At 59.4% G+C, this 21,663-nt stretch carries 14 protein-coding genes and 1 pseudogene; 9 read left to right on the top strand and 6 right to left on the bottom strand.

Annotated features, from left to right (window positions below; translation table 11 throughout):
• Positions 1-251: 251 nt before the first annotated feature.
• Positions 252-1,775 (bottom strand): fumarate hydratase, encoded by a 1,524-nt coding sequence (locus ACNPAA_RS06935; protein ID WP_201956507.1) that lies wholly within the window; start codon positions 1,773-1,775, stop codon positions 252-254.
• 210 nt (positions 1,776-1,985) lie between these two features.
• Here ACNPAA_RS06935 and pabB point away from each other — a divergent pair, with 210 nt between their 5' ends.
• From pabB to ACNPAA_RS06920, 3 genes are all read left to right on the top strand, one after another.
• Positions 1,986-3,356, top strand: coding sequence for an aminodeoxychorismate synthase component I (pabB, locus tag ACNPAA_RS06930; RefSeq protein ID WP_417891663.1), 1,371 nt, complete (start codon positions 1,986-1,988; stop codon positions 3,354-3,356).
• A 39-nt stretch (positions 3,357-3,395) separates the two neighbouring features.
• Complete coding sequence (locus tag ACNPAA_RS06925) at positions 3,396-3,962, top strand: CoA pyrophosphatase (protein WP_417891667.1); 567 nt, start codon at positions 3,396-3,398, stop codon at positions 3,960-3,962.
• Positions 3,963-4,177: 215 nt separating this feature from the next.
• Positions 4,178-5,476 (top strand): serine/threonine transporter, encoded by a 1,299-nt coding sequence (locus ACNPAA_RS06920; RefSeq protein WP_417891662.1) that lies wholly within the window; start codon positions 4,178-4,180, stop codon positions 5,474-5,476.
• A 740-nt stretch (positions 5,477-6,216) separates the two neighbouring features.
• Here the strand turns inward: ACNPAA_RS06920 and sstT are convergent.
• Positions 6,217-7,467, bottom strand: coding sequence for a serine/threonine transporter SstT (gene sstT / locus ACNPAA_RS06915; RefSeq protein WP_319855412.1), 1,251 nt, complete (start codon positions 7,465-7,467; stop codon positions 6,217-6,219).
• A gap of 332 nt (positions 7,468-7,799) precedes the next feature.
• On the opposite strand from sstT, the pseudogene ACNPAA_RS06910 reads away from it, so the two are divergent.
• From ACNPAA_RS06910 to ACNPAA_RS06895, 4 genes and pseudogenes are all read left to right on the top strand, one after another.
• Positions 7,800-9,722 (top strand): annotated as a pseudogene (locus tag ACNPAA_RS06910) (RecQ family ATP-dependent DNA helicase).
• A 572-nt stretch (positions 9,723-10,294) separates the two neighbouring features.
• Positions 10,295-12,217, top strand: a complete 1,923-nt coding sequence (locus ACNPAA_RS06905) for a PrkA family serine protein kinase (RefSeq protein ID WP_323897470.1) — start codon at positions 10,295-10,297, stop codon at positions 12,215-12,217.
• A gap of 24 nt (positions 12,218-12,241) precedes the next feature.
• A complete protein-coding gene (locus tag ACNPAA_RS06900) occupies positions 12,242-13,513 on the top strand; it encodes a YeaH/YhbH family protein (RefSeq protein ID WP_010674904.1) in 1,272 nt (423 codons plus the stop codon).
• Between the two features lie 10 nt (positions 13,514-13,523).
• Positions 13,524-15,044: a SpoVR family protein gene (locus ACNPAA_RS06895; RefSeq protein ID WP_042016549.1), complete on the top strand. Its 1,521-nt coding sequence runs from the start codon at positions 13,524-13,526 to the stop codon at positions 15,042-15,044.
• A gap of 59 nt (positions 15,045-15,103) precedes the next feature.
• On the opposite strand, the gene fadR is transcribed toward ACNPAA_RS06895, so the two are convergent.
• Positions 15,104-15,817 (bottom strand): fatty acid metabolism transcriptional regulator FadR, encoded by a 714-nt coding sequence (gene fadR / locus ACNPAA_RS06890; RefSeq protein ID WP_010674906.1) that lies wholly within the window; start codon positions 15,815-15,817, stop codon positions 15,104-15,106.
• Between the two features lie 333 nt (positions 15,818-16,150).
• Here fadR and nhaB point away from each other — a divergent pair, with 333 nt between their 5' ends.
• Positions 16,151-17,725 carry a Na(+)/H(+) antiporter NhaB gene (nhaB, locus tag ACNPAA_RS06885; RefSeq protein ID WP_128342393.1) on the top strand — a complete coding sequence of 525 codons (1,575 nt, stop codon included), beginning with the start codon at positions 16,151-16,153 and terminating at the stop codon, positions 17,723-17,725.
• An 86-nt stretch (positions 17,726-17,811) separates the two neighbouring features.
• Positions 17,812-18,333, top strand: a complete 522-nt coding sequence (gene dsbB, locus ACNPAA_RS06880) for a disulfide bond formation protein DsbB (protein ID WP_010674908.1) — start codon at positions 17,812-17,814, stop codon at positions 18,331-18,333.
• Positions 18,334-18,579: 246 nt separating this feature from the next.
• On the opposite strand, the gene ACNPAA_RS06875 is transcribed toward dsbB, so the two are convergent.
• The 3 genes from ACNPAA_RS06875 to uvrB all read right to left on the bottom strand — a co-directional run bounded on the left by ACNPAA_RS06875 (position 18,580) and on the right by uvrB (position 21,661).
• On the bottom strand, positions 18,580-19,242 hold the full coding sequence (locus tag ACNPAA_RS06875) for a DedA family protein (protein WP_010674909.1): 663 nt from the start codon (positions 19,240-19,242) through the stop codon (positions 18,580-18,582).
• 152 nt (positions 19,243-19,394) lie between these two features.
• Positions 19,395-19,652 (bottom strand): DUF1232 domain-containing protein, encoded by a 258-nt coding sequence (locus ACNPAA_RS06870; RefSeq protein ID WP_010674910.1) that lies wholly within the window; start codon positions 19,650-19,652, stop codon positions 19,395-19,397.
• Positions 19,649-21,661 carry an excinuclease ABC subunit UvrB gene (uvrB, locus tag ACNPAA_RS06865; protein ID WP_201871514.1) on the bottom strand — a complete coding sequence of 671 codons (2,013 nt, stop codon included), beginning with the start codon at positions 21,659-21,661 and terminating at the stop codon, positions 19,649-19,651. Before uvrB ends, ACNPAA_RS06870 begins: the two co-directional genes overlap by 4 nt.
• Positions 21,662-21,663 lie beyond the last annotated feature (2 nt).

Below are 21,663 nucleotides of genomic sequence, written 5' to 3'. Positions count from 1 at the left end.
CACAGCAGCACAGCAGCACAGCAGCACAGCAGCACAGCAGCACAGCAGCACAGCAGCACAGCAGCACAGCAGCACAGCAGCACAGCAGCACAGCAGCACAGCAGCACAGCAGCACAGCAGCACAGCAGCAGTAAATTTGCTCAGGCCCAGACCGTCAAATGGGGCCCGTAAAAAAGGCGACCCGAGGGTCGCCTTTCAACATGCTGCTGTACGGGGCTAATCGTCCTCCGTTTGCATCGAAGTCCGATTGATCAAGCCAGCTTGGTCTCCAGCTCGGCAATTTTGGCGGACCAGTAGGCCGGGCCGGTCTCGTGGATGTTGTTGCCCTGGGAGTCGACCGCCACGGTGACCGGCATGTCTTCCACCTCGAACTCGTAGATGGCCTCCATCCCCAGATCGGCAAAGGCCACCACGCGCGCCTTCTTGATGGCTTTCGCCACCAGATAGGCGGCGCCGCCCACCGCCATCAGGTAGACAGCCTGGTGCTGCTTGATGCTCTCGACCGTCTTGGGGCCGCGCTCGGACTTGCCGATCATGCCGATGAGGCCGGTTTCTCCCAGCATCATGTCGGTGAATTTGTCCATCCGGGTGGACGTGGTGGGGCCAGCCGGGCCGACCACCTCGTCACGCACCGCATCGACCGGGCCCACGTAATAGATGAAGCGGTTGGTGAAATCGACCCCTTCGGGCAGTCCTTCACCCTTTTTCAGCATGTCGGCGATACGCTTGTGGGCGGCGTCGCGGCCGGTCAGGATCTTGCCGGAGAGCAGCACGGTATCGCCGCTCTTCCAGCTGGCAAGCTCTGCCTTGGTGATGCCATCCACGTTGACCCGGCGCACATTGCCACCGGACTCACGGGTGATCTCCGGCCAGTCTTCCAGCCTGGGGGGGGCCAGCTCCGCCGGGCCGGAGCCATCGAGTTCGAAATGCACGTGACGGGTGGCGGCGCAGTTGGGGATCATCACCACGGGCTTGGAGGCGGCGTGAGTCGGTGCGGATTTCACCTTCACATCCAGCACCGTGGTCAGGCCGCCCAGCCCCTGGGCACCGATCCCGAGCTTGTTGACCTTGTCATAGAGCTCGACCCTCAGCTTCTCTTCGGTGGTCTCGGGACCACGGGCAATCAGCTCCTGGATGTCGATGTGCTCCATCAGGGCTTCCTTGGCGAGCACCGCCGCCTTCTCGGCGGTGCCGCCGATGCCGATGCCGAGCATGCCGGGCGGGCACCAGCCAGCCCCCATGGTCGGCACCGTCTTGAGCACCCACTCCACGATGTCGTCGGAGGGGTTGAGCATCACCATCTTCGATTTGTTTTCGGAGCCGCCGCCCTTGGCCGCGATACTCACTTCCACCTTGTCGCCGGGGATCATGTCGATGTGCACGACTGCGGGGGCATTGTCTTTGGTGTTCTTGCGGCTGCCGGCCGGATCCGCCAGCACGGAGGCGCGCAGCGGGTTGTCCGGATTGGTGTAGGCGCGGCGGGTGCCCTCATCCACCATCTCCTGGACCGTCATGTCGCTGTCCCACTGTACCTGCATGCCGATCTTGACGAAGCAGGTGACGATACCGGTGTCCTGACAGAGCGGGCGATGACCTTCGGCAGACATGCGGGAGTTGATCAGGATCTGGGCCAGGGCATCCTTGGCGGCCGGGTTGATCTCGCGGTCATAGGCGGCCTTGGCGGCCTGCACGAAATCGAGGGGGTGGTAGAAGGAGATGTACTGCAGGGCGTCAGCAATGGAATCGATAAAGTCCTGTTTTCTAATGATGCTCATATCATCCTCACTGGTCCTTGTTATCGCTTGCGCGAGCAAGGGCTTCCATATGAGCCGGGCCTTCGGCAGGTGGCAAATGCACCTGGAGCCGGCAGACTGCGGCGTGTTTTTATAACGGTGTTTTTCTTAAAAATGCCGGCGGCCATGATACGCTTGACCACCCGAACCGGCTAGGGAGCCGGGCGCAAACTGTTGCCTATGTAACAAAAAATGAAACCAAGACTGCATATCCACCATTTCGACCCGCAGGCCTCGCTCCACACCTGGTTTGCCTGCCTGCAACACCAACCCTGGGCCATCCTGCTGGAATCCGCCGGCCCCCTGGGGGCTGACAACGGTTTTGACATCATCAGCGCCGATCCGCTTGCCACCCTGGAAACCCGGGGTACCAGCACCTGCCTCACCCGGGATAACCACCAGCACCATCATGACGGCGATCCCCTCGCCCTGCTCGCCAAGACCCAGCAAGCCCTGCTTGGGGAGCGCGTTGAGGATGACTCGGGATTGCCGTTTATCGGGGGAGCCCTGGGACTCTTTGGCTACGATCTGGGCCGACGATTCGAGCGTCTGCCCGCAGTGGCACAACAGGACATCCACGTGCCCGACATGGCGGTCGGGATCTACGACTGGGCGCTGCTGCGAAATGTCGCGACGGGACACTGGCAACTGGCCCACTGGGGTGATGAAGCCGGCCTCGCCCGCAGGCTCGACTGGCTGATGGCGCAGCGCGAACGAACCCCCCTCCCCCTTCGCCTGACCGGCCCCTGGCAGAGCAACATGACGCGGGCCGAATACGGAGACAAGTTTGCCCGTATCCAGGCCTATCTGGCGGCGGGGGATTGTTACCAGATCAACCTGACCCAGCGCTTCAGCGCCCCTTATCAGGGGGATGAATGGTCCGCCTATCTCGCCCTGAGCGCCGCCAACAAGGCGCCGTTCTCCGCCTTTGTCCGCCTGCCGCAAAGCGCCATTCTGAGCCTCTCCCCGGAGCGTTTCCTGCTGCTCGACAAGCGCCATATCGAGACCAAGCCCATCAAGGGCACCCGGCCTCGCCACCCGGATCCCGCCCAGGATGCCAGGGTGGCCGAGGCGCTCGCCAGCGCCGACAAGGACAGATCGGAGAACCTGATGATCGTCGATCTGCTGCGCAACGACATCGGCCGGGTGAGCCGGCCGGGGTCGGTCACGGTCCCGCATCTCTTTGCCGTGGAATCCTTCCCGGCGGTGCATCATCTGGTTTCCACCATTCACGGAGAACTGGATGCGCGCTGGCAAGAAGTGGATCTGCTGCGGGCCTGCTTCCCCGGCGGCTCCATCACAGGGGCTCCCAAGATCCGGGCGATGGAGATCATCGAGGAGCTGGAGCCGGTGCGGCGCAATGCCTACTGCGGCAGCATCGGTTATCTGAGTCAGCACGGAAGGATGGATACCAGCATCTGCATCCGTACCCTGATCGCCGAAGCCGGTCAGCTGCACTGCTGGGCGGGGGGCGGCATCATCGCCGACTCCGATCCCGACGCCGAATATCAGGAAACCTACGACAAGGTGGCCCGCATCCTGCCGCTGCTGGATACCCTGTGAACCCAGGCCCTCCGGGCCGCAATATGGAGACCTATGGAGATGACGAGCAGCGAGTTGCTGACCCGCTTCCTGTTGCAACGCCCCGCCCCCGCCCATCGCCTGGCACTGGCCGGGCTCAAACCTGCCGCCGTGTTGATCCCCCTGGTGGAGCGCCCCGAGGGGCTGCACCTGCTGCTGACGCGCCGCAGCGCCGCCCTGCGCCACCACCCGGGGCAGATCAGCTTTCCCGGCGGGCGCCAGGACCCGGAAGACCGGGATCTCATTCACACCGCGCTCAGGGAAACCGAGGAGGAGCTTGGCATTCCCCCCTCCCAGATCCGGATCATCGGCAGCCTCACCCCTCTCAATACCGTCTCGCGCTACGATGTGCTGCCGGTCCTCGCCATGCTCGACCCAGGCTACGGGCTGACCCTGAGCCAGGACGAGGTGGCCCAGGCCTTCGAAGTCCCTCTCGCCCACGTGCTGGATCCGGGGCAGCACATAGCCCTGAGCCTGCCAAGGGCGGACGGACGTCACACCATCTATTGGATCCCTTGGGAGCAATCTTTCATCTGGGGGGCCACTGCCAGCATGATCCGCCAGCTTGCCCAGCACATCTCGACATAACATTTCAACAACATGATGAGGTGGGAAATTATCCAGTTAACATTCAAATAACACTGCATTTGATAAATAAATTTTGATTTTTTATTCTTTTGATCACATTTCTACAAGAAAGTACGGGTTTCAGCCGCACAAAGGTGAATTTGATCAACATTTTTGATTAAAAAGAAAGTATTCTTGCGCCGACTAATTAAAACCACACATTCGGGGTGAGACACATGTCCAATACTGTCACTGGCGCACAGGATGTTGCAGCCGCACAGGAGCAAGGAATCAGCTCGGTCCAATCTCGCGGTTGGAGTAAACAAGACACCACCTGGGTGATCAGCCTGTTCGGTACCGCCGTCGGTGCAGGTATCCTGTTCCTGCCCATCAACGCCGGCATGGGTGGCTTCTGGCCGCTGGTAGTGATGGCGCTGCTGGTCGGCCCCATGACCTACCTGGCCCACCGTGGTCTGGCGCGCTTCGTGCTCTCCTCCAAGCAGCCCAATGCCGACATCACCCAGGTGGTGGAAGAGCACTTCGGCGTGGGTGCCGGTAAATTGATCACCCTGCTCTACTTCTTTGCCATCTACCCCATCGTGCTGATCTACGGCGTGGGCATCACCAACACGGTGGAAAGCTTCCTGGTCAACCAGTTGCAGATGACGCCGCCCCCGCGCTGGATCCTCTCCATCGTGCTCATCATGGCCATGATGTCCGTGATGCTGGCTGGCGAGAAGCTGATGCTGAAAGTGACCGAGTTCCTGGTCTATCCGCTCATCGCTATTCTGGCGGGCATCTCCCTGTACCTGATCCCGGACTGGACCGGTGCGGCCCTGAATGAAATGCCGAGCACCAAGGACTTCGCCACCACCCTGTGGCTGACCATCCCGGTGCTGGTCTTCTCCTTCAACCACAGCCCGGCCATCTCCAGCTTCGCTCTGGCCCAGCGCCGTGATCACGGTGAGCATGCAGTCGCCAAGTCCGACGCCATCCTCAAGCGCACCGCCATCATTCTGCTGGGCTTCGTGATGTTCTTCGTCTTCTCCTGCGTGATGAGCCTGACGCCGGCCCAGCTGGCAGAAGCCAAGTCCCAGAACATCGCCGTGCTCTCCTACCTGGCCAACCAGCATGCGAGCCCCATCATCTCCTACTTCGGTCCGCTGGTTGCCTTCGTGGCCATCGTCTCCTCCTTCTTCGGCCACTATCTGGGTGCCCGTGAAGGTATGAAAGGGATGATCGTCCAGAACATGCGCAGCTCCGGCAAGGCACCGAACCACAAGAAGGTGGAGCTGTTCATCATCGCCTTCTTCATCCTGACCCTGTGGGGCGTGGCCGTGATCAACCCCTCCATCCTCGGGATGATCGAATCCCTGGGTGGCCCCATCATCGCCACCATCCTGTTCCTCATGCCCATGTACGCCATCAAGCGCGTTCCGGCCATGGCGAAATACCAGGGCCAGATCAGCAACGTCTTCGTGGCGACCATGGGCCTTATCGCCATCTCCGCCATCCTTTATCAACTGGTCGGCTAAGCCTTCCTACGATACCGCCGGGCCAGCATCTGGCCCGGCGCCTCCCACAGCCCGGCAGATCTCCTCTGCCGGGCTGTGTTCGTTATGATCATCAGGTACTGGGCTCAGATGATCAGAGCCCCCTGCCCTCAAATCAGAGACAGCCCTTTCACCCACTCTCTTTCCCCTTGGTGACAGCTTGCCGCTCATATTCCTTCGCCCATGACACACGACCAAGACGTGCTGCGTTATCCCGTCATCTGCTGCACGCCATCGGCCTTGCCAGGCAGAACACCAGAGCCCTTGCCCTTACCAGGAACGCCCGCTCTTCGGGGTTTAGCCCAGAGAGCCGACATCCCCACCCAATGGAGCCTTTCTTCAAGGCATTCAAGGAAAATTCCGGCCACAGGGCGCAGGCAAACCGCCGAGAGGGCCTTGACCGGGATTCTCGTGCAGCGACCGAAGAACAGATGACCCCTTCGGTCACCAGAGGGGATGCCACAAGCCGCCATGCTGACAGCATAAGCAGCCCGATATGCCCGGCCGAATGCAGCGCCTGGCACGTTGGTACAGGGAATGGCGTGTTGGCGGTGGCGAGAACACGAAGGCGGCCAACGGGCCCCTCCCGGGAAATCACACAGGGGGATCCGAGCACTGTCAATGCCATGACACGGCGAGAAGGTGCCGGGCGCCTGACGCGCGCGCAAATAAAAAGCGCCCTCCGAAGAGGGCGCCTGTGCAGAGCGGAAAGTCTGAGGGGATCAAGCTTCGCGGCTGGGGACCGGGGCAGCATCCAGCAGGCTCTCATCCTCGGCCATGCAGGCAGCCGCGGTGAACAGCACGTCGGTGGAGCTGTTGAGGGCCGTTTCGGCGGAATCCTGCAACACCCCGATGATGAAGCCAACGGCCACCACCTGCATGGCGATGTCGTTGCTGATACCGAACAGGCTGCACGCCAGCGGGATCAGCAGCAGGGAGCCGCCCGCCACGCCGGAGGCGCCACAGGCACTGACGGTGGCGACGACGGAGAGCAGAATGGCGGTCGCCATGTCCACTTCCATCCCCAGGGTATGCACCGCCGCCATGGAGAGCACGGTAATGGTGATGGCGGCGCCAGCCATGTTGATGGTGGCACCCAGCGGGATCGAGACCGCATAGGTGTCTTCCGGCAGGCGCAGCCTCTCGGCCAGGGCCATGTTGACCGGAATGTTGGCGGCGGAGCTGCGGGTGAAGAAGGCGGTCACACCGCTCTCTTTCAGGCAGGTCAGCACCAGGGGATAGGGGTTGCGCTTGATCTTCCAAAAGACGATGAGCGGATTGACCACGAAGGCGATGAACAGCATGCAGCCGATCAGTACCACCAGCAGCTGGGCATAGCCAAACAGCGCATCGAAGCCGGTTTCAGCCAGGGTGGAGGCAACCAGACCCAGGATGCCGAGCGGAGCGCAACGGATCACGGCCTTGACGATGGCGGAAACCCCGTGAGACACATCGGAAATCAGTGATTTGGTGCTCTCATTAGCGTGACGCATGGCGATACCAAGGCCGATGGCCCAGGCCAGGATGCCGATATAGTTGGCTTCCAGCAGTGCTTTCACCGGGTTGGTCACCACGTTGAACAGCAGGGTCTGCAACACTTCCGTGATGCCCCCCGGCGGCGTGATCTCGGTAGCGCCTGCCACCAGATGCAGGTTGGAGGGGAAGAGGAAGCTCGCCACCACTGCCACGGCAGCCGCCAGGAAGGTACCCAGCACATAGAGCAGCAGGATCGGTTTCATGTTGGTCTTCTGGCCGTGCTTGTGGCCGATGATCGCCGACATCACCAGCACGAAGACCAGCAGCGGCGCCACGGCCTTCAGGGCGCCGACGAACAGACTGCCGAGCAGACCCGCCGCCTTGGCCCACTCGGGCATGAACATCGCAAGAAGGATACCGAATACCAGACCGACCAGGATCTGGCTAACCAGACTGGTGCTGTTGACCAGTCGAATGAGGGGGTGTTGTTGTGTCATCAAGTAGTCCCTGTGCACTCATGGTGCGTGAATCATTAGTCCTGTTGGCAACCAGCCCCGCGCATTGGCACCGGTCCGTTGACGGTGACGCCGTGGGCAGCTCTTCTGGTGGATCTGTCCCGTTCGCGTGGGGTTGCGGACAGGAATATCCCATCTGCCATGGTTTTTTTCCACATAATCACTGAAAAATATCAGGGTTACCTCACAAAAAATCTACAACAATGTGATAACACAATATCAACCACGGTCAAAATGTCACCAAACCAGTCCGATCATCGGCCACCACTGGGCCAGAAGTGATATGATGACGCCCTTTTTCAGGGAGCCTTGCCATGATCACCTCTTTATTGACCCGACACTTCGGCTTTGATCGCTTGCGGCCCGGGCAGGAAGCAGTGATCAGTCGTCTGCTGGCCGGCAAGAGCGCCGCAGCCATCTTCCCGACTGGCGCGGGGAAATCCCTCTGTTATCAATTGCCCGCCCTCGCACTGCCCCACCTGACCCTGGTCATCTCTCCCCTGCTGGCCCTGATGCACGATCAGCTCGCCTTTTTGCGCAGCAAGGGGATCGCCGCCGCCACTCTGGATTCCAGCCAGACAGCGGAAGAGAGCCGGCGCGTGATGCAGCAGGCCAGCGATGGCCAGCTCAAGATCCTGATGATCTCGGTGGAGCGCCTCAAAAATGAGCGCTTTCGCCGCTTCATCGCCCACATCCCCCTGTCACTGCTGGTAGTGGACGAGGCCCACTGCATCTCGGAGTGGGGCCACAACTTTCGCCCCGACTACCTCAAGCTGCCGGATCATCGCCGTGAACTGGCCATTCCCTAGGTGCTGTTGCTGACCGCCACCGCCACCCCGGCCGTCATGGCGGACATGCAGGCAAAATTTGCCATCGACCGGAACGATCTGGTGGTCACCGGTTTCTACAGACCCAATCTAGATCTGGCCGTCCTCCCGCTGGCAGGCAGTGCCCGCGATACCTGGCTGCGCGAGGAGCTGCACCGGGATCCGGCCGCCCCCACCATCGTCTACGTGACTCTGCAACACAGCGCAGAGCAGTGCGCCGCGCAGTTACAGGCCAGCAGCATCCGGGCATGCGCCTACCATGCGGGGCTCGATCCCGCCCTGCGCAGCCAGATCCAGCGCGACTTCATGGCTGGCAGACTCGACTGCATCGTGGCCACCATCGCCTTTGGCATGGGCATCGACAAGGCCGACATTCGCCGGGTCATTCACTACGACCTCCCCAAGTCCATCGAGAACTACAGCCAGGAGATAGGCCGCGCCGGACGTGACGGGCTTCCCTCCCGCTGCACCGTGCTGGCGAGCCGCGCCCAGTTGCCGGTACTGGAAAACTTCGTCTATGGGGATACGCCGGACAGGGACGCCATCGCGTACTTGCTCGATATCGTGCGCCAGAGCGGCGCCGAGTGGGAATTCAGCCTGCTGCGCCTCTCCAACGAGACCAACATTCGCCAACTGCCCCTCAAGACCCTGCTGGTCTATCTGGAGATGGCAGGGGTCATTGCACCGGCCTACAGCTACTTTGCCGAGTACCGTTTCAGGTTCGTACTGGAAAAACAGGCGATCCTCGCTCGTTTCAATTCCGAACGCCGCCTGTTCCTGGAGCAGGTCTTTGCCTGCGCACCCCAGGCGCGCACCTGGTGCACCATGGACTTCGAAGCGCTGTGGCAGGGATACCAGGGGGAACGCCAGCGCGCCGCGACGGCGCTGGACTACCTGCAGCAGCAGGGTTGGATCGAGCTTGAAAGCAAGCAGATGACCGAGGTCTATCGGGTGCTGAGCCAGCAAATCGATACCGCGACCCTGGCCGAAGAGCTGCATGGATTGTTTGAAAAGAAAGAGCAGAGCGAACTGGCCCGCCTTCAGGCGCTGCTGGCCTTTTTCACCTCGACCACCTGCCTCAGCCATGAGCTTGCCCGCTATTTTGCCGACGACGCGGCCCCCGAGCGGTGTGGGCACTGTTCCGTCTGCCGGGGAGAGATCGCCGTGTTGCCGCCGTTGCCATCACCGGGCTTGCCCAACGAGCATGGTTTGCGCGCCTGGTGCGACCCGCTGATCGCCCTGTGCCATCAGCGCCATCCCAGGATCCTGACCCGTTTCCTGTGTGGCATCGCCACCCCGCTGACGACCCGTCTCAAGGCCAGGGATCTGGCCGGTTTTGGCCAGTTGGCGGACCATCCCTTCGCCGAGGTGCTGGCGGCGGTGTCAGCCCTCTATCCCGCCGGATCCTGAGCTTGCAGGTTTGGCGCCGTTCAGGCGCTGAAAAAATAAGACCCTCGCGGATGCGAGGGTCAAGCCAACGGAAACGTGCTTAAACAGAGCTTAGTATCTGCACAATCACCCACTCTCTTGCTAAAGCGATGACTGCTCGACACAGGGCCAATCTAGAGCAGCCAGAATGTAGCGTCAATGTAAAAATTAGAGCAAAAGCACCAAACAAATAACATTACGTTGACGTAAGCGACATGCTTTTTCACCCTCTATTCCCTGCCGCCCTTGCCCTTGCTGGCACCGCCCCCTGACAAAACAGAGCGTCACCATTTTCTCCCTCTGGCACACAAAGATTTATTTTTTATGTCTTTGACATTTGCATCACTGTCGTGGCAAAAATAATTTAACAGTCAGTAACATAGGTATGTCACTTACTGCTTCTTCCCGCACGAGGATCGGGAAGCTCCCGCACAAACTTAAACCAATGATGGCGATGGATTACTGGGGGCTGTTGACTAGGCTTAAAAGGTAAACAGAACAAAAGTAGTGATCCACTCTTTTTCAGGGCAAGCGACTATAACGAGGGCTAAGTTATGGGCATCTTCGAGCACTATCAACAGCGGTATGAGAAGGCCAGAGAGGAGGAGTACAGCATCCAGGAGTTTCTGGATATGTGCAAACAGGACAAATCCTGCTACGCCTCTGCCGCCGAACGTCTGCTGACCGCCATCGGCGAGCCGGAAATGATCGACACCTCGACCAATCCACGTCTCAGCCGTCTCTTTTCCAACCGCGTCGTCGCGCGTTATCCCGCTTTCAAAGACTTCTATGGCATGGAAGAGGCCATCGAACAGATTGTCTCCTATCTCAAACATTCCGCTCAGGGCCTGGAAGAGAAGAAACAGATCCTCTATCTGCTCGGACCGGTTGGCGGCGGTAAATCCTCGCTAGCAGAGAAACTCAAATCCCTGATGCAAAAAGTGCCCATCTATCGCATCAAGGGCTCACCGGTGAACGATCACCCCTTCTGCCTGTTTGACATCGACGAAGATGGCGAAATCCTCGAGAAGGAGTACGGCATCCCTCGCCGTTATCTGCGTCCCATCATGTCTCCCTGGGTCGCCAAGCGCCTTCACGAGTTTGGTGGCGACATCACCAAGTTCAAGGTGGAAAAGGTGAACCCCTCCATCCTCGATCAGATCGCCATCGCCAAGACCGAACCGGGGGACGACAACAACCAGGACATCTCCTCCTTGGTCGGCAAGGTCGATATCCGCATGCTAGAACACTTCGCCCAGGATGATGCCGATGCTTACTCCTACTCCGGTGCGCTGTGCAAGGCAAACCAGGGGATGATGGAGTTCGTCGAGATGTTCAAGGCCCCCATCAAGGTGCTGCACCCGCTGCTGACGGCGACGCAAGAGGGAAACTACAACGGTACCGAGGGACTCTCCGCCCTCCCCTTCGACGGCATCCTGCTGGCCCACTCCAACGAATCCGAGTGGCAGCAGTTCCGCAACAACAAGAACAACGAAGCCTTCCTCGACCGTGTTTACATCGTCAAGGTGCCCTACTGCCTGCGCGTCTCGGAAGAGGTGAAGATCTATGAAAAACTGCTGTTCAACAGCGAGCTGACCGATGCCAAATGCGCACCGGGTACTCTGGAATTGCTGGGCCAGTTCTCGGTGCTGTCGCGACTCAAGGAGCCGGAAAACTCCAGCCTCTACTCCAAGATGCGGGTCTATGACGGCGAGAGTCTCAAAGACACGGACCCCAAGGCGAAAAGCTATCAGGAGTACCGCGACTATGCCGGTGTCGACGAGGGCATGAACGGCCTCTCCACCCGCTTCGCGTTCAAGATCCTCTCCCGCGTCTTCAACTTCGACCACGCGGAAGTAGCCGCCAACCCGGTGCACCTCTTCTACGTGCTGGAGCAGCAGATAGAGCGCGAGCAGTTCCCGCAAGAGTTGCACGATCGCTATCTGGAGTTCATCAAGGGTTACCTGACTCCGCGCTACGTCGAGTTCATCGGCAAGGAGATCCAGACCGCCTACCTCGAGTCGTATTCAGAGTACGGTCAGAACATCTTCGATCGCTACGTCACCTACGCCGACTTCTGGATCCAGGATCAGGAGTATCGTGACCCCGAAACCGGCCAGCTGTTTGACAGAGCGTCTCTCAACAGCGAGCTGGAGAAAATTGAAAAACCTGCCGGGATCAGCAACCCGAAAGATTTCCGCAACGAAATCGTCAACTTCGTGCTGCGTGCCCGGGCCAACAATGCAGGCCGTAACCCCAACTGGACCAGTTACGAGAAGCTGCGCACCGTGATCGAGAAGAAGATGTTCTCCAACACGGAAGAGCTGCTGCCGGTTATCTCCTTCAACAGCAAAACCTCGGCTGAGGAGCAGAAGAAGCACGATAACTTTGTCGAACGGATGATGGAGAAAGGCTACACACGCAAACAGGTGCGGCTGCTCTCCGAGTGGTATCTCAGGGTACGCAAGTCATCCTGACCCTGCCGTGTTCAAGGGGGAGTTATGGCGCATTTTATCGACCGCAGGCTCAACGGCAAAAACAAAAGCGCTGTCAATCGGCAGCGCTTCATCCGCCGCTACAAGAAGCAGATAAAACAAGCGGTCTCGGATGCTGTCTCCAAGCGCAGCATTCAGGACGTGGACAAGGGGGAGAGCATCAGCATCCCGACCAAGGACATCGGGGAACCCCATTTTCATCAGGGTCATGGCGGCAAACGGGAGATGGTGCATCCGGGCAACGACCAGTTCGTATCTGGTGACAAGATTGACCGGCCCAAAGGGGGTGGCGGCGGCCAGGGGAGTGGCGAGGGCCAGGCCTCGGATCAAGGAGAGGGCGTCGATGATTTCGTCTTCCAGATCTCCAAGGACGAGTACCTGGACTTGCTGTTCGAGGATCTGGAACTGCCGCGGCTGCAAAAGACCCAGCTCAACCAGCTGATGGAGATGAAGACCTACCGGGCCGGCTACACCTCCAACGGGGTGCCTGCCAACATCAACGTGGTGCGCTCCCTGCAAAATTCGCTGGCGCGGCGCATGGCGCTGCAGGCAGGCAAGAAACGTCAGTTGCGTGAACTGGAGGAGCGCCTGGCCCAGCTGGCTTGCGAGCCCAACGACCATTTCGCCGAAATGGCGCAACTTGAAAAAGAGATCAGGGAGCTGAAACGGCGGATCGATGCGGTCCCCTTTATCGACACCTTCGACCTCAAATTCAACAACTTCGTCAAACGGCCCGTCCCCTCGAGCCAGGCGGTGATGTTCTGCCTGATGGACGTCTCCGGTTCCATGGATCAGGCTACCAAGGAGATGGCCAAGCGTTTCTATATCCTGCTCTATCTGTTCCTGAGCCGGACTTACAAGAATGTCGAGGTGGTCTACATTCGCCACCATACCCAGGCCAAGGAGGTGGACGAGCACGAGTTCTTCTACTCCCAGGAGACCGGCGGCACCATCGTCTCCAGTGCGCTCAAGATGATGAACGACATCATCAACGAACGCTATCCCGCCAACCAGTGGAACATCTATGCGGCGCAGGCGTCCGATGGGGACAACTGGGCCGATGACTCACCCCAGTGCAGGGAGATCCTGATGCGCGACATCATGCCGCGGGTGCGTTACTACTCCTACATCGAGATCACTACCCGCGCCCACCAGACCCTGTGGCACGAATATGAGGCGGTGGCAGAGCAATACGCCCACTTCGCCATGGAGCACATTCGCAAGGTCGAGGACATCTATCCGGTGTTCCGGGAATTGTTCAAGAAGCAAGCGGCTTGAGGGTTCACATATGGTAGAAACCGCAAGAAAGATAGCGCCACTGGATGACGGGCCTGACTGGAACTTCGATCTTCTGGAGACCTATCATCAGGAGATCGCCCGGGTCGCCCGTTTTTACAAGCTGGACACCTACCCCAACCAGATCGAGGTGATCACCGCAGAGCAGATGATGGATGCCTACTCCAGTGTCGGCATGCCCATCGGTTATCAGCACTGGTCGTTCGGCAAGCGCTTCATCCACACCGAACGCAACTACAAGCGCGGCCAAATGGGACTGGCCTACGAGATCGTCATCAACTCGGACCCCTGCATCGCCTATCTGATGGAAGAGAACACCATGCCGATGCAGGCGCTGGTCATGGCCCACGCCTGCTATGGTCACAACTCCTTCTTCAAGAACAACTATCTGTTCAAGGCCTGGACCGATGCCTCCTCCATCATCGACTACCTGTTGTTTGCCAAGAACTACATCACCGAGTGCGAGGAAAAACACGGCATCGATGCGGTGGAGAAACTGCTCGACTCCTGCCATGCCCTGATGAACTTCGGGGTGGATCGTTACAAGCGGCCCCAGAAGATTTCTCTGGCCGAGGAGAAGCGACGCCAGAAGGCGCGGGAAGATTATCTGCAAACCCAGGTCAATGAGCTGTGGCGTACCCTGCCCAAGCAGCACAAGATTGCCGGGGTGGAAGACAGGCGCTATCCTGCCGAGCCTCAGGAGAACATCCTCTATTTCATCGAAAAGAATGCCCCCCTGCTCGAGCCCTGGCAGCGCGAGGTGGTGCGTATCGTGCGCAAGATCAGTCAGTACTTCTACCCGCAGAAGCAGACGCAGGTGATGAACGAGGGCTGGGCCACCTTCTGGCACTACACCATTCTCAACCACCTCTATGACGAGGGAAAAATCAGCGATCGCTTCATGCTGGAGGTGCTGCACAGCCACACCAACGTGGTCTATCAGCCCCCCTACAACAGCCGGTATTACTCGGGGATCAACCCCTACGCCCTTGGCTTTGCCATGTTCACGGACCTGCGTCGCATCTGCGAACACCCGACCGAGGAGGACAGATACTGGTTCCCCGATTACGCTGGCACCAACTGGGTCGAGACATTGCATTTCGCCATGCAGAACTTCAAGGACGAAAGCTTCATCAGCCAGTTCCTCAGTCCCAAGGTGATGCGCGACATGAAGCTCTTTGCCATCGATGATGACGATCTGAAGAACTACCTCAAGGTGTCCGCCATTCACAATGAAGAGGGCTACCGGCTGGTGCGTAGCACCCTGTCCGCTCAATACAACCTGAGCAACCTGGAGCCCAACATTCAGGTCTACAACGTGGCAGTGAAAGGCGATCGCTCCCTGACCCTGCGCTATGTTCCCCACAATCGCATCCCCCTTGGCGAGTCACGCCACGAGGTGCTCAAGCATCTGCATCAGCTGTGGGGCTTCGATGTGGTGCTGGAGCAGGACAATGGCGAGCTATCCGCAGATATCATCGGCCGTTGTCCGGACCGCAAGAGCATGACCTGACGTCAGTGCCGGGCATAAAAAAACGCGCCATCAGGCGCGTTTTTCTTGGGTCAGGGCAATCAGTTGTCACACAGGTTGCTTGGCATGTCCTGACGCAGACGGGTCCAAAGCTTGCCAGACTCGATGCCGTACTGGCGTACCGTCATGAACACGGCTTCGTGATCCTTGGTTTCGGCCAGCTTGCGCAGCGTCTTGTAGTAGGCATCTGCGGTTTCGCGCGCCTGCTTGTCCGAGAAGTAGTAGCGGCCAACCCGGCTGTACAAGCCCTTGAAACCGTTGAGGATCAAGGCATAGATGGGGTTGCCCGAGGCAAATGAAAGCTGGTGATGCAAACGGTAGTCGAAGTCCGCATAGGCCTCGGCCGTGTTCTCCACATCATCGGCCCCCCGCAGTATCTCGGCGGCCTGTTCCGGGTTGTTGCGAATGGCGCCACGGATGAAGATGGTGCAGATGTTGGTCCGGGCGGAGAGCAGCTGTGCCACCAGATCCGGCACCTTGTCCTGATCGAGACGCGCCAAGGTCTCCAGGATGTTGAGACCGGAGGTTTCCCAGAAATTGTTGACCTTGGTCGGTTTGCCATGCTGGATGGTGAGCCAGCCATCACGGGCAAGGCGCTGCAACACTTCACGCAAGGTAGTGCGAGTCACGCCGATCAATTCGGACAGCTCGCGCTCCGCCGGCAGAATGGATCCAGGAGGAAAGCGATTGTTCCAGATGGACTCGATGATGTATTCCTCGGCAAACCCGGCAGGGCTTTGCGCTTTAATGACCATGTAATGACTCTGTTGTAGTGCGTAAAAAGGCCCCCGAATAATAGCAAAGCCGGTCATGCTGGCAAGCAGAAGGTCGGTCCTCTGCTCACATTACTCCGATCTTTTTGTTAAGAATATGTATACAGCAACAAGTGGGGAGTCAACCAACACCAAATGATGGGGATATAAGCGTTTGCTCGCTGGGCAAGTTCAGCGAGCTTATTTATAGTTATCGCTCCCTTGATTAAAATCATGTGCAATCAATCTGATACAGGTGAATATCCGGATGTTCGGCTCGGGTCGGGCTCGACTGCATAGACGCAGATATCAACAACAGAACAGAGAACCATCATTATGCCAATCAGCCTAGGGCGCGCGTTTACAAAGAACTTTTTGGGCAATGCTCCGCGATGGTACAAAATTGCCATCGTTCTATTCCTGCTGATCAACCCGATCATTTTCTACGTTGATCCCTTCCTGGCCGGCTGGCTGCTGGTTGTCGAGTTCATTTTCACCCTGGCCATGGCCCTCAAGTGCTATCCGCTGCAACCGGGCGGACTCCTGGCCATCGAAGCCGTGCTCATCGGTATGACCTCCGCCAGCCAGATAAAGCATGAGCTGGTGGCCAATATCGAAGTGCTTCTGCTGCTGGTCTTCATGGTGGCCGGCATCTACTTCATGAAGCAGTTGCTGCTCTACGTCTTTACCAAGATGCTGGTGCGCATCCACTCCAAAACGTTGCTTTCTCTCGCCTTCTGCCTGGTGTCTGCCTTCCTCTCCGCGTTCCTTGATGCCCTGACCGTGATCGCCGTGGTCATCAGCGTCGCCACCGGCTTCTACGCCATCTACCACAAGGTGGCCTCCCGGGATGAGTCCGGCAATCTGCATCATGATGACGAAGAGATTGACGAGCTCTCCCGCCAGCATCTGAACGAGTTTCGTGCCTTCCTGCGCAGCCTGATGATGCACGCCGCCATCGGTACCGCCCTGGGGGGCGTCTGCACCCTGGTCGGCGAACCCCAGAACCTCATCATCGGTGAACAGGCGGGGTGGCACTTCGGTGAATTTGCCATTCGCATGGCGCCAGTCACCATTCCGGTCTTCATCTGCGGCCTGCTGACCTGCATCCTGGTCGAAAAATTCCGCTGGTTCGGTTATGGCGCCCGCTTGCCCGAGCCCGTGCGTCACATCATGGAATCCTACGAGCGCGACGAAGACGCACAACGTACCCCGCAGGACAAGGCCAAGCTGATCGTCCAGGCGCTGATTGCCACCTGGCTTATCACGGGTCTCGCCCTCCATCTGGCTGCAGTTGGGCTAATCGGCCTGACGGTCATCGTGCTCGCGACGGCGTTCACCGGCGTGACTGAAGAACACGCGCTTGGCAAGGCATTCCAGGAGGCTTTGCCGTTCACCGCCCTGCTCACCGTCTTTTTCAGCGTGGTGGCTGTCATCATCGATCAACAGCTGTTCAAGCCGGTGATCCAGTGGGTACTGGCGGCCAAGCCGGAGGATCAGCTTGCCCTCTTCTACCTGGCAAACGGTCTGCTCTCCATGGTCAGTGACAACGTCTTCGTCGGCACCGTCTACATCAACGAGGTGAAGACCGCCCTGATCAACGGCGCCATCAGCCGGGAGCATTTTGATCTGCTGGCCGTGGCCATCAACACCGGCACCAACCTGCCGTCGGTCGCCACCCCCAATGGCCAGGCCGCATTCCTGTTCATGCTCACCTCGGCCCTCGCTCCCCTGCTGCGCCTCTCTTATGGCCGCATGGTCTGGATGGCGCTGCCCTATACCCTGGTGCTGGGGCTTGTCGGCTTTTTCTCCGTGGAACTGCTCCTCGGTCCTGCAACCGAATGGTTCTATCAGGCAGGGTGGTTGCTGGATCATGGGGCAGTGCCACTGCCCACCCCGGCCACACACTGATCATGAAAGGGGCTGTTCGGCCCCTTTCTTTTCAGATGGGGCTCTGCTCTAATTCAGCCACTATTTTTCTCTGAGAGATCAATCAGATGATCGAGTATCTTCGCCGCATTGCCAGTCATCGCCTGGCCTGGGGATTGTTGGCAGCCTCCGCTTTCGCGCTGGAACTCTGCGCCCTCTTCTTCCAGCACGTGCTGGGTTTGCACCCTTGCGTGATGTGCATCTATGAACGTATCGCCCTCCTCGGCGTGCTCACCGCCGGGCTCCTCGGCATGGTCGCGCCAGAGCGCTGGTACCTGCGCTGGAGTGCCATGCTCCTGTGGGGTTACAGCGCCTTCTGGGGCCTGAAACTGGCGCTCAAGCACGTGGATTACCAGATGAACCCCTCCCCCTTCAACGTATGCGAAGGGTTTGTTGACTTCCCTGCCTGGGCACCACTGGATAAATGGGTTCCCTGGATGTTCTACCCGGACGGCGACTGCAGCGAGATCAGCTGGCAGTTCCTCGGTTTCTCCATGCCGCAGTGGCTCGTGGTCATCTTTGCCGCCTACCTGCTGGTGTTCGTCATCGTGGCTGCTGGCAACCTGATAAAAGGGCGCTGCTGCAACTAGTCGTTCACTCGACCATAAAAGGGAGCCCGTGGCTCCCTTTTTATCTCCTCTTTTATCACCTCACGGCCCCATGCCCAGAGGGCCGGATCTCCTTCTCCCTGTTCTGCCAATGAAGTGGCTGCCTGCGGGTGCGCATCATCGTAACAGGCCACAAGCGGGTCAAAGGGCGCAGCGGCTACCTGCCACTCAGCCTACCAACAACAAGGGAGCCATCGGCTCCCTTCTTTCATGTCGTGCACGGCGATGTCACGCGCCTTCGGAGGTAGCCTTGCTGGCACTTCTCCTGGCCTTCACCATGCCGATCACCATGGGCAACAAGGAGACCGCGATGATGCCGAAGATGAGCAGGGTAAAGTTGTGGCGCACTACCGGCAGATTGCCAAAGAAGTGGCCGGCATAGACGAAGGAGAGCACCCACAAGAGCCCCCCCACCAGGTTGAACGCCAGGAAGCGGGGATAGGTCATGGCCCCCATGCCCGCCACGAAGGGGGCGAAGGTCCGCACTATGGGCAGGAAGCGGGTGATGATGATGGTCTTGCCGCCATGCTTGGCATAGAAGGCATGGGTCTTGACCAGATAGTCCCGACGAAAGATTTTGGAATCGGGGTTGCGAAACAGCTGCTCACCGAAGAAGTGGCCTATGGTGTAGTTCACCACGTTGCCGAGCACCGCGGCGATGATCAGCACGGCGGCTAGGGTGTGCACGTCCAACACGCTGCCCACGGTGAGGGCACCTGCAGCAAACAACAGGGAGTCCCCCGGCAGGAAGGGAGTCACCACCAGCCCGGTTTCACAGAAGATGATGAGAAACAGGATGGCGTATACCCAGACGCCATAGTTCTCGAACAGCTCTTTCAGATGCACGTCAACGTGCAGAATAAAGTCGATGGCAAAGAGGATCAGATCCATTTTTTGGTACCCATGAAGTGAACGGCGTGGAGTCTACGCCAATGAGACCTGGCTCACAATCTCCCCATGGCCCCCTTTTTCGAACTCCATGAAGGGAGTCATTCAATCCCCCTTCTTTTTCCCTTTCCCTTTCCCTGAACGTAGGGTTCTGCTCACTCGGCCTTGTCCAGAGCGGCCAGCACCTCGCCGGGCAGGCATTTCTCCCAGCCCCACAAGAGGAGCAGCAACAGGGTCGCGTCGTCGAGCCAGCCAAGGAGAGGCACCACATCGGGGACAACGTCCACCGGGCTGATGCCATAGAGCAGGATAAGGATCACCAGCCCCTTCGCCCACCAGGGTGTGCCTGGGTGGCGAAAGCCCTGATAGAGGCGGCGCAAACGCCGCCAGATGAGCCAGCGTCTGGCGCTCATGACTCGATCAGCTCGCCGCGCAGCCGCTGGATCTGATCCCGCAGCGCCGCCGCCTGTTCGAACTCCAGATCCCGCGCATGCTGGAACATCTGCTCTTCCATCCGCTTGATCTCCTTGCTGATCTCGCTGGCAGAGCGGGCATGGTACTCCCCTTGCGGTTCGGCAGCCTTGCGACTCCCCTTGCCGGCCTTGCCCGCCGTGCGGCTGCCCCCCATGTCCATCACATCGCCGATGGCCTTGTTGAGCCCCTTCGGCACGATGCCGTGTTCCAGGTTGTGGGCGTGTTGCAGGGCGCGGCGCCGCTCGGTCTCTTCGATCGCGACCTTCATGGAGTTGGTGATGGTATCGCCGTAGAGGATCACCTTGCCGTTGAGGTTACGTGCCGCCCGGCCGATGGTCTGGATGAGGGAGCGGGTGGATCGCAGGAAGCCCTCTTTATCCGCATCCAGAATGGCCACCAGGGAGACTTCCGGCATGTCGAGGCCTTCGCGCAGCAGGTTGATGCCCACCAGCACATCGAACTTGCCAAGGCGCAGGTCGCGGATGATTTCCACCCGCTCCACGGTATCAATATCCGAGTGCAGATAGCGCACCCGTACCTCGTGATCCGCCAGGTATTCGGTCAAGTCCTCCGCCATCCGCTTGGTCAGTGTCGTGACCAGCACCCGCTCCTCCACGGCGACCCGCTTGCGGATCTCGGAGAGCAGATCGTCCACCTGGGTGGTGACCGGTCGCACTTCCACCTCGGGATCGAGCAGGCCGGTGGGACGCACCACCTGCTGCACCACGTCACCGCCGGACTTCTCCAGCTCGTAGGGGCCCGGGGTCGCCGAGACGAACACCGTCTGGGGCATTAGCGCCTCGAACTCGTCGAACTTGAGGGGCCGGTTGTCCAGCGCCGAGGGAAGGCGGAAGCCGTACTCCACCAGGGTCTCCTTGCGGGATCTGTCCCCTTTGAACATGGCGCCGATCTGCGGCACCGTGACGTGGGATTCGTCGATGATGAGCAGGCCGTCCCCCGGCAGGTAGTCAAACAGGGTGGGCGGCGGCTCACCCGGCGCGCGACCGGAGAGGTAGCGGCTGTAGTTCTCGATACCGGAGCAGTAACCCAGCTCCTGCATCATCTCCATGTCGAACTGGGTGCGTTGGCTGATGCGCTGCTCCTCCACCAGCTTGTTGAGGTTCATCAGCTGCTCGCGCCGCCCCTTGAGCTCCTCCTTGATGTGCTCGATGGCACCCAGAATGGTCTCCCGCGGGGTGGCGTAGTGGGTCTTGGGGTAGATGGTGTAACGCACCACCGTCTGCTCGATGGCGCCGGTCAAGGGATCGAACAGGGAGAGGCGTTCTACCTCTTCATCAAACAGCTCCACCCGCAGGGCCAGCTTGTCCGATTCGGCGGGGTAGATGTCGATCACCTCCCCCCGCACCCGGAAGGTGCCGCGCTGGAAGGCCATGTCGTTGCGGGTGTACTGCAGTTCGGCGAGGCGGCGCAGGATATCCCGCTGATTGATCACGTCCCCCACTTTGAGGTGCAGCATCATGCTGAGGTAGGCCTGGGGATCCCCCAGACCATAGATGGCCGATACCGAGGCGACGATCACCACGTCGCGCCGCTCCAGCAGCGCCTTGGTGGCTGACAGCCGCATCTGCTCGATGTGATCGTTGATGGAGGCATCCTTCTCGATGAAGGTGTCCGTGGTCGGCACATAGGCTTCGGGCTGGTAGTAATCGTAATAAGAGACGAAATACTCCACCGCGTTGTCGGGGAAGAACTCCTTCATCTCCCCATAGAGCTGGGCCGCCAGGGTCTTGTTGGGGGCCAGGATCATGGTGGGACGATTAAGAGTCGCGATGACGTTGGCCATGGTAAAGGTCTTGCCCGAACCGGTCACCCCGAGCAGGGTCTGGTGGGCCAGTCCCGACTCGATGCCATCGAGCAGCTGGGCGATGGCCCTCGGCTGATCCCCGGCGGGTTGAAACTGGCTGGCCAACTGGAATAACTTGCTCATGA

The sequence above is a fragment of the Aeromonas sp. PS2Canimalfood6 genome (genome assembly GCF_048276795.1).
In the GTDB taxonomy this organism is placed as follows: Bacteria; Pseudomonadota; Gammaproteobacteria; order Enterobacterales; family Aeromonadaceae; genus Aeromonas; species Aeromonas caviae.
This window is presented reverse-complemented; position numbering and strand designations above follow the sequence as displayed.

What these genes read in the sequence shown, in the direction of transcription:
- pabB (WP_417891663.1), top strand. Translation starts at nt 1,986, where the DNA reads ATGAAACCAAGACTGCATATCCACCATTTCGACCCGCAGGCCTCGCTC.
- ACNPAA_RS06870 (WP_010674910.1), bottom strand. Translation starts at nt 19,652, where the DNA reads ATGAGCGCCAGACGCTGGCTCATCTGGCGGCGTTTGCGCCGCCTCTAT.
- ACNPAA_RS06900 (WP_010674904.1), top strand. Translation starts at nt 12,242, where the DNA reads ATGGCGCATTTTATCGACCGCAGGCTCAACGGCAAAAACAAAAGCGCT.
- ACNPAA_RS06895 (WP_042016549.1), top strand. Translation starts at nt 13,524, where the DNA reads ATGGTAGAAACCGCAAGAAAGATAGCGCCACTGGATGACGGGCCTGAC.
- ACNPAA_RS06935 (WP_201956507.1), bottom strand. Translation starts at nt 1,775, where the DNA reads ATGAGCATCATTAGAAAACAGGACTTTATCGATTCCATTGCTGACGCC.
- ACNPAA_RS06875 (WP_010674909.1), bottom strand. Translation starts at nt 19,242, where the DNA reads ATGGATCTGATCCTCTTTGCCATCGACTTTATTCTGCACGTTGACGTG.
- ACNPAA_RS06925 (WP_417891667.1), top strand. Translation starts at nt 3,396, where the DNA reads ATGACGAGCAGCGAGTTGCTGACCCGCTTCCTGTTGCAACGCCCCGCC.
- sstT (WP_319855412.1), bottom strand. Translation starts at nt 7,467, where the DNA reads ATGACACAACAACACCCCCTCATTCGACTGGTCAACAGCACCAGTCTG.
- ACNPAA_RS06920 (WP_417891662.1), top strand. Translation starts at nt 4,178, where the DNA reads ATGTCCAATACTGTCACTGGCGCACAGGATGTTGCAGCCGCACAGGAG.
- fadR (WP_010674906.1), bottom strand. Translation starts at nt 15,817, where the DNA reads ATGGTCATTAAAGCGCAAAGCCCTGCCGGGTTTGCCGAGGAATACATC.
- uvrB (WP_201871514.1), bottom strand. Translation starts at nt 21,661, where the DNA reads ATGAGCAAGTTATTCCAGTTGGCCAGCCAGTTTCAACCCGCCGGGGAT.
- ACNPAA_RS06905 (WP_323897470.1), top strand. Translation starts at nt 10,295, where the DNA reads ATGGGCATCTTCGAGCACTATCAACAGCGGTATGAGAAGGCCAGAGAG.
- nhaB (WP_128342393.1), top strand. Translation starts at nt 16,151, where the DNA reads ATGCCAATCAGCCTAGGGCGCGCGTTTACAAAGAACTTTTTGGGCAAT.
- dsbB (WP_010674908.1), top strand. Translation starts at nt 17,812, where the DNA reads ATGATCGAGTATCTTCGCCGCATTGCCAGTCATCGCCTGGCCTGGGGA.